Below are 14,675 nucleotides of genomic sequence, written 5' to 3' on the forward strand. Positions count from 1 at the left end.
TCACCCCTCCTTTATGGTTTTAACCGCTTTTACAATATCATCTTGTCTCATAAAATGCTCCCCAATTAAGAATGCATCGACACCTATTTTATTTAAATTTACAAGTTGTTCATGATCAAATAGTCCGCTTTCGGCCACTATGATTTTATTTTGAGGCAAAAGCGGTATAAGTCGTTCACAAAGGCTCATATCCATTTCAAAAGTTTGTAAATTTCTATGATTTATTCCTATTATATTCGCTCCGGCAAAAATCGCCTTAGTGATATCTTCTTTGTCATGCGTCTCCACAAGAACTTCAAGTCCGAGATGATGAGCGTATCCAAGAAGCTCTTTTAGCTTAGATCTACTTAAGGCCTTAGCTATCAAAAGTATAAAATCTGCCCCGTAAACAAGAGCCTCGACTATCTGATATTTATCTATTATAAAATCTTTTCTAAGTAGAGGCGTTGCCGTATATCTTCTAATCTGAGTTAAAAACTCTAAATTTCCTTTAAAATAATGAGGCTCGGTTAAAACAGAGATTGCATTAGCTCCGCCGTCTTCATAATTTTTAGCTATTAAAATAGGTTCAAATTCGCTTCTAATAAGACCTTTGCTGGGGCTAGCCTTTTTAACTTCTGCTATTATTCTAAAAGGCTCATTTTCACTGGACCTTAATACTCTTGCAACATCTCTAGGCGCATAAGGATTATATGCCAAGCTTCTACCTAGCCATTCAAGAGGAAACTTGACCTTTCTTTGCTCCAAATCCTCTTTTGTTCGCTCTATAATCTGATCAAGTATCATTTTTTATTCTTCTGCAAACACTCTTTTATCATTCTTATATGTTCTTTTGCTTCATCGCTATCTATAAATTCACTATCATGCATAACGCCTTGCATAAGCTCATCTGCCTTCTCGCACTCTCCAAGCTTAAAATAACCCCACGCAAGAGAGTCTATATAATATACAGAATTTGGATCTCTTTCGAGAGCCTTTTTAACTAGCTCTACGCCCCTTTTTATATCCACATCATGATCTATGAGCAGATATCCGTAATAGTTAAAATATACCGGATTATCAAGCCTGTTTACAGACTTTTCAAAGTTATATATGATCTCATCAAGACTCTTTTTAGTCATTTTTTTAGAGTCGCGTTCATATTGATAGATTGCCATTTTCGCCTGATATTCCAAGTTGAAGCTCTTATCAAAGATCTCTTTTGCCTTATTATATGCACCGTCAAAATCTCCAATCATAGCATAAATTTCCATCAAAGCATCATCGTTATGTTTATGTTTTTTTAGAAATTTAATCGCATCTTCGTAGTTCTTTTGATAGACATAAATTCCAAGAGCCTTATTTAAAAATTCTTTCTCTTTCATTATTTCATATAAATTCTCATAAATTTCAATCGTATTGTTAAACTGTTGCATCTGAATATAAAAGTCTATCAAAGTCATGCACACATGCGCAGTGCAACCATTGATTCTTCTTGATGTCTCAAGATAGCTTACCGCCTCTTGCTTTCTATTCATTTTATTATAAAGAAAATCAGCAATCCTAATCAAATTCTCATCGCTTTTTTCTATCTCATAGGCCTTTTGAAATTGTGCCAAGGCCTCTTCATTTTTACGCTGCATCGAAAAAAGAGAGCCGAGCATTATATAGCTTCTAGGTCTAGGCTCTTTTTTAATTAAATTTTCCAATACTCTCTTAGCCTCTTCAAGTCTGTTTTGACCCATTAGCTTTGCACCTTTGATGCGCAAAAAATCCGGATCATCTTTTAAATTTTGCTCAGCAAGTTTTAAAATTTCATTAAACTCAGAGCTATTTGAAACAAATGCGAATTTCAAAGCCTCTTTTAAATAGGTTGTTTTATTAGTTTTTTTAAAAAGCTCTTTATAGATACCAACGGCATCTTCGTGTTTAGAATTATCAACCGCCATAAGCGCTTCAAGTATATAGAGATTTTCATCAAATTTTTTATCTTCGTTAGCCGCTCCTATGCAAAACATGGAAAATATTAATAAAATTCCTACAATCGCCTTATTCCCACGCATTCTCTCTCCAATTCATCAAAATGATTTTTAAAATAATCCCAAAAAGGAAAACTCATACACTGTTTAGGCCTAAACTCATAAATAGAACAATTTTTTTCGCTCTCATTAAAGAATATACAGGCATAACCACCATTGTAAATCTTCTCTTTTATACTAAATTTATACCCGTGCTTTTCTAAAAATTTATTTCTAAATTCGCCTTCATCAAGACTAAGATATCCAGCAAGAGCTGAAATTTCATTTGGACTTATCCATATATACCCGCTCTCGCCCGTGCAACACTTACCTCCGCACTCAGAGCACTTAGTAAAGTCGAATTCGTAATCAAATCCATCTTGCCTTATCAATCAAAATCCTCACTAAGAGTATTTGCTCTAGCAAAAATTTCACTAGCGACCTCGCTATACTTATCATTTTCAAAAACAAAAACAGGGGGCAATATCTTCATTAGCGCCTTTGAACTCTTTTTCGCCTCTATCATAACTAAATTTGCTTCAATAGTTGCTTTGGGATGAATAAAGCATAGCCTTGAGGGCGTAAATTTATACTTTTTTAAACATATTAAAATTTCACTAAGCTGCTTTGCATCATAACAAAACACAAAAGCTCCATGAGGTTTTAGAAGCGAATTTGACGACTTGATCAAATTTTCAAGAGGTAAAAACTCATTATATCTACTAATTTTTATATGCTCATTCTCGCTTCTTTTGGATCCATCGTGATAAAAAGGCGGATTTGAGACTATAAGATCATATCTTTTATCGCTTTTAAAATTAGAAAAATCGGCTGTAATAAAATTTGCCTCAATAGAGTTTGAGTCGGCATTTTGTTTTGCCAAATTTATATTTGGCTCCTGAATATCAAGCAGATCAATATTAATACTAGCAAAATCACGTTTTAACAAAAGCCCCAATATCCCACATCCACATCCAACATCAAGGACTTTGCCTTTTGGCTTTGTTTTTGATACAAAATCATAAAGCATCATAGTATCAGAATTATACCGATACCCTTTTTTAGGCTGCATTAGCCTCATCTATACACCTTGATAACAAAACCTTGCTTATTATCAGAAGTTATGATTTCATTGCTATAAGATATGCGAGAAAAATCTCCAAATTCATCTTTTATAAGCCCTCCGGCGGTTTTTGCCCTCTCTCTGCCTATACCGAAATTCGCATATAAATTTATCTTCTCAAGCTCATTTTTTGGTATCAATTGAGCCACTTTAGAAGTTGCTATAAAATTTCCATGGCTAACTATAGGGGTAATCTCAAAAAAATAGTTTGAATTATAGCGCTGTATAAACTCGCTTACTCTATTTTTACATATTACAGTTGGCTTATCTGATCCTATAACCATATCATCACACTCTATAGATTCTATAAAAACTACTTTTTTAGGCACTTCCGCCTTAAAATTTAGCTGAATTATCTTTTTTAAATTATCGTTTTCACTGCTTAGATATTCGCTCTCTTGCATAAGCTGTGAAATCTTGGTTTTAAGCTCGGATACTTCCAACGAGAGTGGATTTTGATTATTTTTTAAACTCTGCGTCAATGTTTCATTTTTTTTGGTTTGAATTTCAAGGCTGTTTTTTATTTTTTCTAGCCTTAAATTTATCTCACTTATCTCTTTATCTTTAAGAGCAAGAGTAGAATTTAGCTCATCAATGGTTTTTTTATGAATTTCTACGGCAATTTCCGCATTATCTACTCGTTTTTTCGCCTCCTTGCTTATAATTGCATTACCTTGTATTAAAGATGTGATCTTATCGTTTAATATTTTGTAGTTTTGAATATTTTTTTTATTTGCAAATATCTCACTCTCAAGCCTCTCTTTTTGAGTGGCTAACATTGCATTAAGAGAGGTTATATTTGACTCGCTTTGAATTATCTGTTCATCTTTTTTTAAATTTTGCTCTTTTAATTTAGTTATCTCTTTCTCAAGCTCATCTTTTGTATTTTGCAAATTTGAGCTTAATTCATTAAGCTGTTTTTTAAGTTTTTCAACCTCTTTTTTATGCAAGCTCCACATCCCGGCAACTTCCTTCTCAAAACCACTTCTTTCAATCTGAAGTCTTGACTTAAGATTTTCTATCGTGGCATTTTGCTCTTTATTTAAAGATATAAATTTATCATTTTTTTCGTTTATTAAATTTAACTCCGCAAGCTTTTTCTCAAGCTCTTTTGACTTTAAATCAAGCGATTCTTTAAGCAAATTTTGCTCTCTTTTAAGAGCCTCTATTTCATTAAGTTTTGATTTTATATCTTTTTCGTATTCATTTTTTTTGACTTCAAATTCCTTATTTAAAGTATTTATCATATCTTGACTTGCAGCCTGTATCTTTAAGACCTTATCCTTTTGCTCGGTTTCTACTCTTTTAAATTCAAACTCTTTTAAACTTAACGAATCGGTCATTCTAGCATTTTCATCTTTTATCTTAGAGAGCTCACCTGTGATCTTTAAAAGCTCTTTTTCAAGTCTTAGCTTTTCATCCATCTGAGTCTTTAGATTTTTGCTCATTTCGTCACTATTTTTTGAGATTAGCTGAGCCTTATCCCTTTCAAACTGATTAAGCCTATTAACCATTTCGTTTCTTAAAGAATCAATCTCATTTTGAAGCTTGACAATCTTTTGAGATGAAATTTTAGAGCTTTGCAAATTTTCGTTTTGGCTCTCCTCTAGTTTTTTCGTAAGATCATTTATTGTCTCCAAATACTTCTCAGAGTCCATTATCATTCTTAAATTTATATTTTTATATGATAGGCTTGCATCTTTAGAACTTAGTAAATTTGCTATTTCTAAATTTTTACTCACTAAATCTATATTGTCATCATAAAGTATCTTGTTTTGGACCCTTAAATCGCTTACTTGACGTTTTAATTCCTCTAAATCACTAGGTATAGGCTCGTTTATGCTGCTAATTTTTAAATTTTTCTCATAGCTTTTTGGCGTTAGAAATTTACCGTAAGTATCAAGATTATCTTTTTTAACATATTTTTCCTGCTCGTTTCTAGGAAGCTCATCAAAGCTTAAAACATGGATAGCAACCTCATTTTGATCTTGTTTGGAATTGTATTTTTTACCCGTATTTGAATACACAAGATACAAACTAACTGCAATCAAAATACTAAATAGTACAAATAAAGTTAAATTTATGATTTTAAGCCTATTCAATTTAGATATTGCCTTTATCCTTAATACTTTGTATTACTTTATGTGCGTGATTTAAGGCCAAAACTATAGAACCCCCGTTTTTCAGCACTATATCACCACCTATATAAAGCCCCTTTACACTACTTTCATAATCGTCATCTACGATTGGATCCTTATCAGCATCTAGCTTTACACCGCATTTTTGTAAAAAATCAACGGGAGTAGAGCCACCTATAGCATATATTATACGATCAAAGATCTCACTTGTTCCATCAGTAAAAATGACTTTTACCTTTCCAGACTCATTTTCAAGCCCTTCAATATCTACGCCAAGCTTTAAATTTAACTTATTGGCATTAAAAAGTGCCATAACAGCAGCCTCATTTATATCGTTTAATCTGGTAAATTTATCTTTTCTATAATTTAGAGTTACATCGTTTCTTTCGCTAAGATCTACCGCATATTCTGCAGCAGAGTTTCCTCCGCCCACTACAATTATTTTTTCATTGCTAGAGCAAGAATCAAGGTTAAAATTTACAACAGAATTTAAAGATGGCGGAATTTTGTAGCTAGGTTTATTAGGACGCCCCATCTTACCTATTGAAATTACTACATTTTTAGCTCCGTATCCTGCTGTTGATGTAGTTATATGAAATATTCCGCTCTCCTCTTTTTTTACACTTTCAACTTCCGAGTTAAATGCGGTATCAATCTCGTTATTGTCAAGCAGCTCATCAAAATAGTCAAGCGTGCTCTCTTTTGTGCCGTCGTCAAAACCAACCACTCCATGAATAGTGCTATCTTGACCTTTATAGCTTTTATCTACACGCTTATTGTCTTTATAAAACTTCCTTATCGTTTGACTATGATTATCACCCTTTTCCAGCAATAAAACGTTTTTAAATCCATTTGCTTTAGCCTCTACCACGGTAGCGATTCCGCATGGACCTCCGCCTATTACCACTATATCATATACGCATCTCATATCTCTTCTCCGTTACTTAATAATTTTTATTGATAATTTAGCAAAATTTCTATTAAAAGTTAAGTAAATTTATAAAATTTTAAAATATTTGAATTATGAAGCTTGGTAATTGTTATCTTTAAATACCAAAACAGCCAATATGACCGCCTTGGTATTAAACAATAAGGATATTAGTTTTTCTTTACAAAATCAGCTATCAAAAAGGCAAGCTCAAGCGCCTGATCGGCATTTAATCTTGGATCACACTGCGTCTCATAGCGATTTTCAAGGCTCTTTTCGGTTATATTAAACGCACCGCCAACACACTCGGTCACATCTTGTCCCGTCATCTCCAAATGCACGCCGCCGGCGTAAGTTCCTTCTGCTTTATGAATTTCAAAAAAGCTTTTAACTTCGGATAAAATTTTATGGAATTCGCGAGTTTTATAGTTGTTTGATGATTTTACGGTATTTCCATGCATAGGATCTATGCTGTATAGTATATTTAGCCCCTCTTTTTTAGTCTCTTTAAGTATCAAAGGAAGTCTATCTCCTATCTTATCAGCACCCATTCTAACGATGACGTTTAGTCTTCCCGCTTCATTGTTTGGATTTAGCTTTTGACTTAGTTTTTTCACATCTTCGCCGCTCGTACTAGGTCCGATTTTAACTCCGATTGGATTATGCACTCCGCTTAAGAAATGCACATGAGCATCATTTAGCCCTCTTGTTCTTTCACCTATCCAAAGCATATGTGCCGAGCAGTCGTACCAATCTCCAGTCAAGCTATCCTCTCTGGTTAAAGCCTCTTCATAAGGTAGAAGTAAAGCCTCGTGAGATGTATAAACTACTGTCTGATTTATCTCTTGGGTATTTTGAGAATTTATACCGCAAGCTTCCATAAAAGCAAGCGCTTGACTAAGTTGCCCGGCTAGCTCATCGTATCTTTTGCCAAGCTCGGCTTTTTTAATAAAGCCCAAATTCCATCTATTAACCTCGTGAAGATCGGCTAAACCTCCACGCGCAAAGGCACGAAGCAGGTTCATCGTGGAAGCTGATTGATAATAAGCCTCTATCATCCTCTTTGGATCTGGAACTCTGGCAACTTCGTTAAATTCAAAGCCGTTTATGATGTCGCCTCGGTAGCTTGGCAACTTTACACCATCTACCTCTTCATAATCGCTACTTCTAGGTTTTGCAAACTGGCCTGCTACACGCCCCACCTTTACGACAGGACAACGTCCCGCAAAGGTAAGAACAATAGCCATTTGAAGCAAAACCTTAAACATATCTCTAATATTATTTGCATTAAAATTTGAAAAGCTCTCAGCACAATCTCCACCTTGAAGCAAAAATGCATCGCCTGCGCAAACCTTAGCCAAATCTCTTTTTAGATTTCTAGCTTCACCGGCAAAAACAAGAGGAGGAAGTGATTTTAGCTTATCTTCTATGTTTTTTAACTCTTGCAAATCAGGATATATTGGCTGCTGTAAAATATTATATTCTCTCCAAGAGCTTCTGGTCCAATTCATATCATACCTTTTAAAAATAAGCTAGATTTTAGCCAAAAAGAACTTTTATTACAAATAAAAATAGCTGTTTAGTCAAATTTTAACCCTATTAAGTAACATTTTTAACTCTCTCAGTTTTGATTAATTACAAAAGAATAAAATGCACCTTAAAAAATAAAAAAGTAAATTTTATGAAAAACTACGAAAACGAAACAAAAGCGGGCATGATATACGGTCTTAGCGCATTTTTATTGTGGGGGCTATTCCCAGTATATTTCAAGCAGCTCTATGAGCTAAATTTTGCCGAGATAGTATCTCATCGCATCATTTGGTCGGTAGTGTTTTTGTATATCTTGCTAAAATTAGGCAAAAAGTTTGCGCAGACTAAAGCTTTGTTTTTAAATAAAAAAACAGCAATTTTATTATTTGTAAGCGGAATTCTTATAGCCCTAAACTGGTCTATCTATATTTACGCCGTAAACATAAACAAAATAGTAGATGCCAGTCTTGGATACTTCATAAATCCTCTTATAACAATGCTTCTTGGCGTAATAGTTTTAAAAGAGAAAATTTCAAACACTGGCAAATTTGCGATATTTATCGTTTTTATCGCTATATCAATCCAAATTTACGATGTGGGCGGACTGCCTTTTATCTCGGTTATCCTGCCTCTTTCGTTTGCTATCTATTCGCTTGTTAGAAAGCGTATCAAAATTCCATCTTTAGAAGGACTTTTCGTAGAGACTACGATGGTTATGCCTATTGCTATCGTGGCGCTATTTTTCATAGCAAAGAGCGGGCAAAATCACTTTGATTTTTCGTGGTTTGGGCTTTTTATCACGCTTTGCGGACCGCTTACAGTAATACCGCTTTTACTCTTTAACTCGGCTGCCTTAAGAATAAATTTAAGCACAATTGGATATATGCAATATATCTCTCCGACTATGCAGCTTTTAATAGCTGTATTTTTTTATAACGAGCAGATAAATAGCGCTAAAATAGTATCTTTTATACTTATTTGGATTGCTCTTGTTATCGTTAGCGTATCTTCAGTATATGCGAATAAAAAAGCAAAAATTTAGTATAATCTAGCTTTAAATTTAGGCGAAGGAAATTTATGGATATTTTTACTATGACTATTATAGTCTCTCTTGCAGTAGTCGCAATTATTTATATGCAAATTCAAAAAATCACACAAAACATAGATGCAAGCGGAGTAGTAGCAAACAACTCTCCTGAAAATTTAAGACAAATTTCAGTGCAAAAATACAAAGAGTTTTGCGAACTTATAAACAACGAGCTAAGAGAGCTTAAAAATATGGCGCTTTACGATGATATGCTAAAGGACGCCGAGCTTAAAGATAGCTTTTTACAAAGCCTTAGCGAGATGAGCAAGAAGCTCACGTTTATAGAGACCATGAACACAGCTAGAGACGCTGACAGATGGGAAAGCGAGCTGTTTGAAGTGCTAAATAGGCTTGATGAGCTTATCGAAGCAAATTTCAAAGACGGCGAGCGCGTGAGTGACGAGATAAGAGATAGGCTAAGTGCGGAGTTTGCAAAGTTGCAAAATTAATTACTACAAAAAAACAAATAATTATACAGATACGGCAAAATAAAACTCTAGCCTTATATCTTTAAGTTGAGAATAGATATTATTTTAAAGATATTTTTTGATAATGTATATTAAAATATAATTTATTAAAAAGGAATTATTTTGATCAGATGTCCTTGCTGCGGATATTTAACTATGAAATATATAAATGCAAATGATGGCTTTTGTGTAGATATATGTCCTGTTTGCCATTGGCAATTTGATAATCTTTCAAATTCTCGTACAGATATATCAATAGGACCAAATTCGGTATCCTTAAATCAAGCTAAAGAAAATTATAAAAAGATAGGAGCGATAGAAGAAAGACTCTTGCAGTATGTTCGTCCTCCTACTAAAGAGGAATTTGCAGATAAACGGATAAAATGTCCTTGCTGCGGCTATCTAACCATAGTAGATAAAGAGGATAAGAATTTAATACAAGATGTTTGTCCTGTTTGCTTTTGGCAATATAATACAGAGGCCATAAATAACCCGGATAAAATAATAGAGCCAAATATAGTATCTTTAAATGAGGCTAGACAAAACTATAAAGAGTATAAAGCTTCAAGCAAGCTAGGCTCTATAAATGCAAGAGAGCCTATGGATGATGAGATAAACTTAAAGCAATATCATGGATAGAAAACTCTTTGACGGAAGAATAAATTTAACCTCTAAAATGTATACCAAAGACCAGATGGGTCTAATATACACTGAAGTTTATGGAGGATGGATAGATATGCTTCATAGTCTTTGGGTATTTAAACTATTTCACGGACTTAAAGATCATAGTGAAATTACAGATGATGAATTTAGAGAGATATACTTAACCGCACTTCAAAGAATTCTCGAGGATGAAAAAGCTATATTGGAACCACCTTCTTATTTGTGGGACAATAAAAAGAAAAAACACAATACTCCTACAAGAGTAGTAAAGATGAAATTCGGAGATGAGATAGCTTGGGATATTCCTATGGAAGAGATGATAGATTATCTTAGACAAGAGATGATGAAAGAAGACTTTGATAAGGATAACTTGTTTTGGTACGATAAATACGCTCCTAGCTTGATCTGGGATCCTGAGTATGATGAAGAATACGCAAAATACGACGAAGCAAAAATTCTTGTTGTGGAAGGGCAAGGGTTTTAATACATAAGCACGAACTAGGATTTTAAAATAATAAACTTTCCTGCACTCAAGGCTAGTGTTGAAAAATATATAAGAAGTTAAGTAAAAAAATAATATTATAGCGTTTTTGGATTGACTCCTATCCTAATAAACTCAAGGAAATTTGATGAGCTACACCAAAAAAGACCTCATAACAACTTCAAATTTAACCAAAGATGAGATTTACCACTTCTTAAATTTAGCCAAAGAGTTTAAAGCTCTAAACAATTCAGAAGTCAAAAAAGCAAAATCTCTTTATGGCAAAACGACTGTAAACGCCTTCTTCGAAAACTCCACACGCACAAGAACCAGCTTTGAAATCGCAGCCAAACGCCTTGGAGCGGACGCTATAAATTTCAGCGCCTCTCAAAGTAGCACCAAAAAGGGCGAAACGCTGATGGATACGATAAATAACATCGTCGCGATGAAAACGGATATAGTAGTGATTAGACACTATAGCTCGGGCGCGGCTAAATTCGTAGCGGCAAACACCGACGCCTGCGTCGTAAATGCCGGCGACGGGCTGAACGAACACCCCAGCCAAGCGCTTCTTGATCTATTTACGATACTTGAAAACAAAGGAAGCCTTGAAAATTTAACCGTAGCGATTATCGGAGACGTATTCCACAGCCGCGTGGCTCGCTCCAATATCTACGCGATGAAGACGCTAGGCATTAAAGTCAAGCTATTCGGACCGCCTATGATGCTAACGGGAATGGAGGCTTTTGGGTGTGAAATTTGCAAAAGCATGGAAGAAGCGATATCGGGCACCGACGTAATCATAATGCTTCGTATCCAACTTGAAAGGCAAGACGACGAAGTTTCGTTCCCATCGGTGCGCGAATACTCTAAATTTTTCGGACTTACTTCGGCTAAGATGAAATTCGCAAAAGACGGCGTCATGATACTTCACCCGGGACCCATAAACCGCGGCGTAGAGATAAACTCCGACGTGGCCGACGATCCGAGATTTTCGCATATATTAAATCAGGTCGAAAACGGCGTCGCCGTAAGAATGGCGATCCTACACACTCTAGTAAGCAATAAAGGCAGATAATGAAAACTCTAATAAAAAACGCCACCATAGTAAATCACGACGAAATTTTAAAGGCTAATATCTTAATAGACGGTGAAATAATATCAAGCATCACCGCCGAAGAGCCCGCGGCGGATAAAGTCATAGACGCGAGCGGCTGCTTGGCGATACCGGGGCTTATCGACATGCACGTGCATTTTAGAGATCCGGGGCTTGAATATAAAGACGATATAAACTCCGGCTCCGAAACCGCGGTAGCAGGCGGCGTAACTACTTGTCTTCCGATGGCGAATACAAATCCGATAAACGACAACGCCGTAATCACGCGCGACATGATAGCTAAGGCTAAGGCTAGAGGGTTAATCGATCTGCTGCCAATCGGCGCTATTACCAAGGGTATGGGCGGGAACAAAGTCGTAGAAATGGGCGATATGATAGAGGCCGGAGCCGTAGCGTTTAGCGACGACGGCTTGCCCGTATCTAGCAGCGACGTGATGAGATACGCGCTTGAATACTCAAAGCACTTCGGCTCGTTTGTCATAAACCACTCTCAAGACTGCTCGCTGTGCCGCGGCGGACATATGAACGAAGGTCGCGTCTCCGCGATACTAGGCATCAAAGGCATGCCGCGCGAGCAAGAAGAAATCATGGTATCGCGCGACTTACTTCTTGCAAAGCTAACAGGCGGGCATATCCATATCGCGCACGTTAGCTCGGAGTGGTCGCTAAAGCTAATTAAACAAGCTCGCGATGAGGGCATAAACGTGACCTGCGAGGCGACGCCGCACCATTTTACTTACACAGAGGACGAGCTGCTAGGATATGATACGAACTTTAAAATGTCGCCACCGCTTCGCACCAGATCAGACGTGGACGCGATCAGAGAGGGGCTAAAAAGCGGCCTCATCGACGTCATCGTCACCGACCACGCCCCGCACCATAACGACGAGAAATTTTTAGAATTCGACAAGGCGCCTTTCGGTATCCTCGGCCTGCAAACCCTCGTGCCTATGACGCTAGATCTAGTAAGAGACGGCGTGATAGACTACGAGAAAATGGCGGCTCTGACGTCTTATAACGCGGCTAAAATTTTAAAACTAAAAAACAAGGGCGTGATCGCGGAGGGCTACCTCGCCGACATCGCGATAATCGATCCGAATTTCGAGTATCTCTACGACAAAAACCTAAATAAATCAAAATCCCAAAATTCCCCGCTGCTAGGCAAGATGCTAAAGGGAGCGGCGGTAATCACGATAAAAAGCGGAAAAACGGTGTTTGAGTTTCCAAACGTCGTGGCGTAGAATATTTAGATTTATTATGCTAAAATTACAAAGGATATGGAAAAATAATTTGGAATGCGAATCGTATTCGATGGTAAGTCAATTACAATCTAATCCTATTTATTCCATATCCACTTTTATTTTTAGGTATACACTTGGACATAAGAAAACTAAATTCACTAGAAGCTATAGCAAAAAGTTTTAATACCGATATTGGCTTTCTAGAATTTATGAAAGAGCCAGAAAACACAAAAACTCAAAGTGATTATTTTAAGCTACTAAAGCTAAAGAAAAAGAACAAAAAATTTTCAACAAGCTTTAGAGAAGTATTAAAAATTAATGAACCTTTTAATGTATTTTATAAAGAATTACTAAATGAGCTAGAAAAAATTATATACAGCGATTATAACAAGTATATTTCAGAATATGCACATGGTTTTTTAAGGGGTAAAAATATAGTATCAAATTCAAAAGAGCATCTTAATAAATATTACCTATGTAAATTTGATATTGAAGACTTTTTTGTATCAATTAAAAAAGAAAGTATTGAAAAAGTTTTTATTAAGATTGGATGCGAAAAACAAGCTGCCGAACTGTTTTCAAATCTGTGCACATATGATAATGCATTAAAAGAAGGTTTAAATACAAGTCCGTTATTAGCAAATTTATTTTGCCATAAATTGGATGCAGACATAAGATCCTCGATAGCTAAAAATATTGTTTACACTAGATACGGGGACGACATTACTTTTTCTTCAGATAAAAATAACTTTATAAAAACAGATGATTTGCAAAAAATACTAAACAAATATAATCTTAAGCTTAATAAACAAAAAACTTTATTTGCAAAACAAGGACAACCGCAATATGTTACTGGATTAAGTATCTCAAACAGAGAATATCCAAGAGTACCCAAAAAACTAAAAAGAAAAGTTAGACAAAAATTATATTATATGAATAAATTTTTTGAGAGTAATTCAGAAGAGGAATTGCTAAAAAGATTATATGGAGAAATTGCATATATAATTGGCATAGAAAAAGATTTAGGAGAAAAATATAAAAAAACTTTTTTGGAAATTCTAAAAAATAATAATTGTACAATAGACAATGCATCGGCTAAAACTTTCAAGGTAACTACAGCCAAACGTATCTTTCATTATATAGATGAAAGCGAAATTATAATTAGCACAGATGCAGACAAACAATATTTAGCAATATGTGTGGTTTCCATAATTAGCGATTCAGATAAGCAAAAAAATATTCAAAAATTAGGCGAGCTAAAAAATAGCTTTCTGATAGATGCCAGAGATGAGTTTATAAAGAAAGAAGGTCTTTTCCATTACACAAGCGATAATCCTGAGGTAAAAATTAAAGTCCAAGATTTATTAAGAGAACTGGAATATGAAGCCTTTATTATTTTTGGTAAATTTAATAAAAAAATAACCAAAGAAGAATATCAAGAGTTGTACTATGGACTATTTAGTAAAATTTTTAATAATATACTATTAAACCGTTTTGGAGATGCAAATAATTATATATGCTATGAAGAGAATAGTAAAATATCAACAAACAAATTAAGTAGCTACTTGTGTAATAAAAAACATTCTACAAAATTTAAAATAGAAAAAATATCCAAAAAAGACATCCTATCAACTCTACCAGATTATGTTTTGGGAACCTTTTGTAGCCTTGCTAAAGAGGAAAAGTTATTAGAAAAAATAGAAAATCAAAAATATCCATTTGCATTAAGAAATTTAAATAAAATATCAAGTAAAATAAGACTAATCGTAGATAATAACAATAAAATATACTACTCAAGGCAAAATAAAAATAAAAATGATTTTTTGGAAATCAATAAAAACATAATGAATTAAAAAGCTTTTATAATTAGAATATCGCGAGCTATTTTGCAATATAACAAAAC

Annotated in this window: 14 protein-coding genes; 7 read left to right on the forward strand and 7 right to left on the reverse strand. The window is 34.9% G+C overall.

The features are described 5' to 3' along the window. The 7 genes from trpC to CDOM16190_RS03970 all read right to left on the reverse strand — a co-directional run bounded on the left by trpC (window position 1) and on the right by CDOM16190_RS03970 (window position 7,697). Window positions 1–786 (reverse strand): indole-3-glycerol phosphate synthase TrpC, encoded by a 786-nt coding sequence (gene trpC, locus CDOM16190_RS03940; protein ID WP_170018974.1) that lies wholly within the window; start codon window positions 784–786, stop codon window positions 1–3. Then, on the reverse strand, window positions 783–2,042 hold the full coding sequence (locus tag CDOM16190_RS03945) for a tetratricopeptide repeat protein (protein WP_170018975.1): 1,260 nt from the start codon (window positions 2,040–2,042) through the stop codon (window positions 783–785). Before CDOM16190_RS03945 ends, trpC begins: the two co-directional genes overlap by 4 nt. Next, a complete protein-coding gene (locus CDOM16190_RS03950) occupies window positions 2,018–2,389 on the reverse strand; it encodes a YkgJ family cysteine cluster protein (protein ID WP_211436549.1) in 372 nt (123 codons plus the stop codon). The genes CDOM16190_RS03945 and CDOM16190_RS03950 overlap by 25 nt, the downstream gene beginning before the upstream one ends. Beyond that, window positions 2,386–3,078, reverse strand: a complete 693-nt coding sequence (locus CDOM16190_RS03955; protein ID WP_170018976.1) for a tRNA1(Val) (adenine(37)-N6)-methyltransferase — start codon at window positions 3,076–3,078, stop codon at window positions 2,386–2,388. The genes CDOM16190_RS03950 and CDOM16190_RS03955 overlap by 4 nt, the downstream gene beginning before the upstream one ends. Beyond that, complete coding sequence (locus tag CDOM16190_RS03960) at window positions 3,075–5,222, reverse strand: vesicular transport factor Uso1p (RefSeq protein WP_170018977.1); 2,148 nt, start codon at window positions 5,220–5,222, stop codon at window positions 3,075–3,077. Before CDOM16190_RS03960 ends, CDOM16190_RS03955 begins: the two co-directional genes overlap by 4 nt. Window position 5,223: 1 nt before the next feature. Further along, window positions 5,224–6,186, reverse strand: a complete 963-nt coding sequence (locus CDOM16190_RS03965; protein ID WP_169973986.1) for an NAD(P)-binding domain-containing protein — start codon at window positions 6,184–6,186, stop codon at window positions 5,224–5,226. A 170-nt stretch (window positions 6,187–6,356) separates the two neighbouring features. After that, window positions 6,357–7,697, reverse strand: coding sequence for a class II 3-deoxy-7-phosphoheptulonate synthase (locus tag CDOM16190_RS03970; RefSeq protein ID WP_170018978.1), 1,341 nt, complete (start codon window positions 7,695–7,697; stop codon window positions 6,357–6,359). 170 nt (window positions 7,698–7,867) lie between these two features. Between CDOM16190_RS03970 and rarD the strand changes: the two genes are divergently transcribed. From rarD to CDOM16190_RS04010, 7 genes are all read left to right on the forward strand, one after another. Then, entirely contained in the window at window positions 7,868–8,758 is an 891-nt protein-coding gene (gene rarD / locus CDOM16190_RS03975; RefSeq protein ID WP_170018979.1) for an EamA family transporter RarD, read from the forward strand. 35 nt (window positions 8,759–8,793) lie between these two features. Continuing rightward, window positions 8,794–9,252 carry a hypothetical protein gene (locus CDOM16190_RS03980; protein ID WP_170018980.1) on the forward strand — a complete coding sequence of 153 codons (459 nt, stop codon included), beginning with the start codon at window positions 8,794–8,796 and terminating at the stop codon, window positions 9,250–9,252. 141 nt (window positions 9,253–9,393) lie between these two features. After that, a complete protein-coding gene (locus CDOM16190_RS10565; protein ID WP_211437401.1) occupies window positions 9,394–9,909 on the forward strand; it encodes a CPCC family cysteine-rich protein in 516 nt (171 codons plus the stop codon). Further along, window positions 9,902–10,417 (forward strand): hypothetical protein, encoded by a 516-nt coding sequence (locus CDOM16190_RS03995; protein WP_170018981.1) that lies wholly within the window; start codon window positions 9,902–9,904, stop codon window positions 10,415–10,417. The genes CDOM16190_RS10565 and CDOM16190_RS03995 overlap by 8 nt, the downstream gene beginning before the upstream one ends. A 145-nt stretch (window positions 10,418–10,562) precedes the next feature. Further along, a complete protein-coding gene (locus tag CDOM16190_RS04000; RefSeq protein WP_170018982.1) occupies window positions 10,563–11,492 on the forward strand; it encodes an aspartate carbamoyltransferase catalytic subunit in 930 nt (309 codons plus the stop codon). Further along, complete coding sequence (locus tag CDOM16190_RS04005) at window positions 11,492–12,772, forward strand: dihydroorotase (protein WP_170018983.1); 1,281 nt, start codon at window positions 11,492–11,494, stop codon at window positions 12,770–12,772. The genes CDOM16190_RS04000 and CDOM16190_RS04005 overlap by 1 nt, the downstream gene beginning before the upstream one ends. A 134-nt stretch (window positions 12,773–12,906) precedes the next feature. Beyond that, complete coding sequence (locus CDOM16190_RS04010) at window positions 12,907–14,625, forward strand: reverse transcriptase family protein (RefSeq protein ID WP_170018984.1); 1,719 nt, start codon at window positions 12,907–12,909, stop codon at window positions 14,623–14,625. The last annotated feature ends 50 nt before the right edge of the window (window positions 14,626–14,675 follow it).

The sequence above is a fragment of the Campylobacter sp. RM16190 genome (genome assembly GCF_012978835.1).
In the GTDB taxonomy this organism is placed as follows: Bacteria; Campylobacterota; Campylobacteria; order Campylobacterales; family Campylobacteraceae; genus Campylobacter_A.

Excerpts from the sequence above, each read along its gene's own strand:
- trpC (WP_170018974.1), bottom strand. The coding sequence starts at position 786 with ATGATACTTGATCAGATTATAGAGCGAACAAAAGAGGATTTGGAGCAA.
- CDOM16190_RS03945 (WP_170018975.1), bottom strand. The coding sequence starts at position 2,042 with ATGCGTGGGAATAAGGCGATTGTAGGAATTTTATTAATATTTTCCATG.
- CDOM16190_RS03955 (WP_170018976.1), bottom strand. The coding sequence starts at position 3,078 with ATGAGGCTAATGCAGCCTAAAAAAGGGTATCGGTATAATTCTGATACT.
- CDOM16190_RS03965 (WP_169973986.1), bottom strand. The coding sequence starts at position 6,186 with ATGAGATGCGTATATGATATAGTGGTAATAGGCGGAGGTCCATGCGGA.
- CDOM16190_RS03970 (WP_170018978.1), bottom strand. The coding sequence starts at position 7,697 with ATGAATTGGACCAGAAGCTCTTGGAGAGAATATAATATTTTACAGCAG.
- rarD (WP_170018979.1), top strand. The coding sequence starts at position 7,868 with ATGAAAAACTACGAAAACGAAACAAAAGCGGGCATGATATACGGTCTT.
- CDOM16190_RS03980 (WP_170018980.1), top strand. The coding sequence starts at position 8,794 with ATGGATATTTTTACTATGACTATTATAGTCTCTCTTGCAGTAGTCGCA.
- CDOM16190_RS03995 (WP_170018981.1), top strand. The coding sequence starts at position 9,902 with ATGGATAGAAAACTCTTTGACGGAAGAATAAATTTAACCTCTAAAATG.
- CDOM16190_RS04000 (WP_170018982.1), top strand. The coding sequence starts at position 10,563 with ATGAGCTACACCAAAAAAGACCTCATAACAACTTCAAATTTAACCAAA.
- CDOM16190_RS04005 (WP_170018983.1), top strand. The coding sequence starts at position 11,492 with ATGAAAACTCTAATAAAAAACGCCACCATAGTAAATCACGACGAAATT.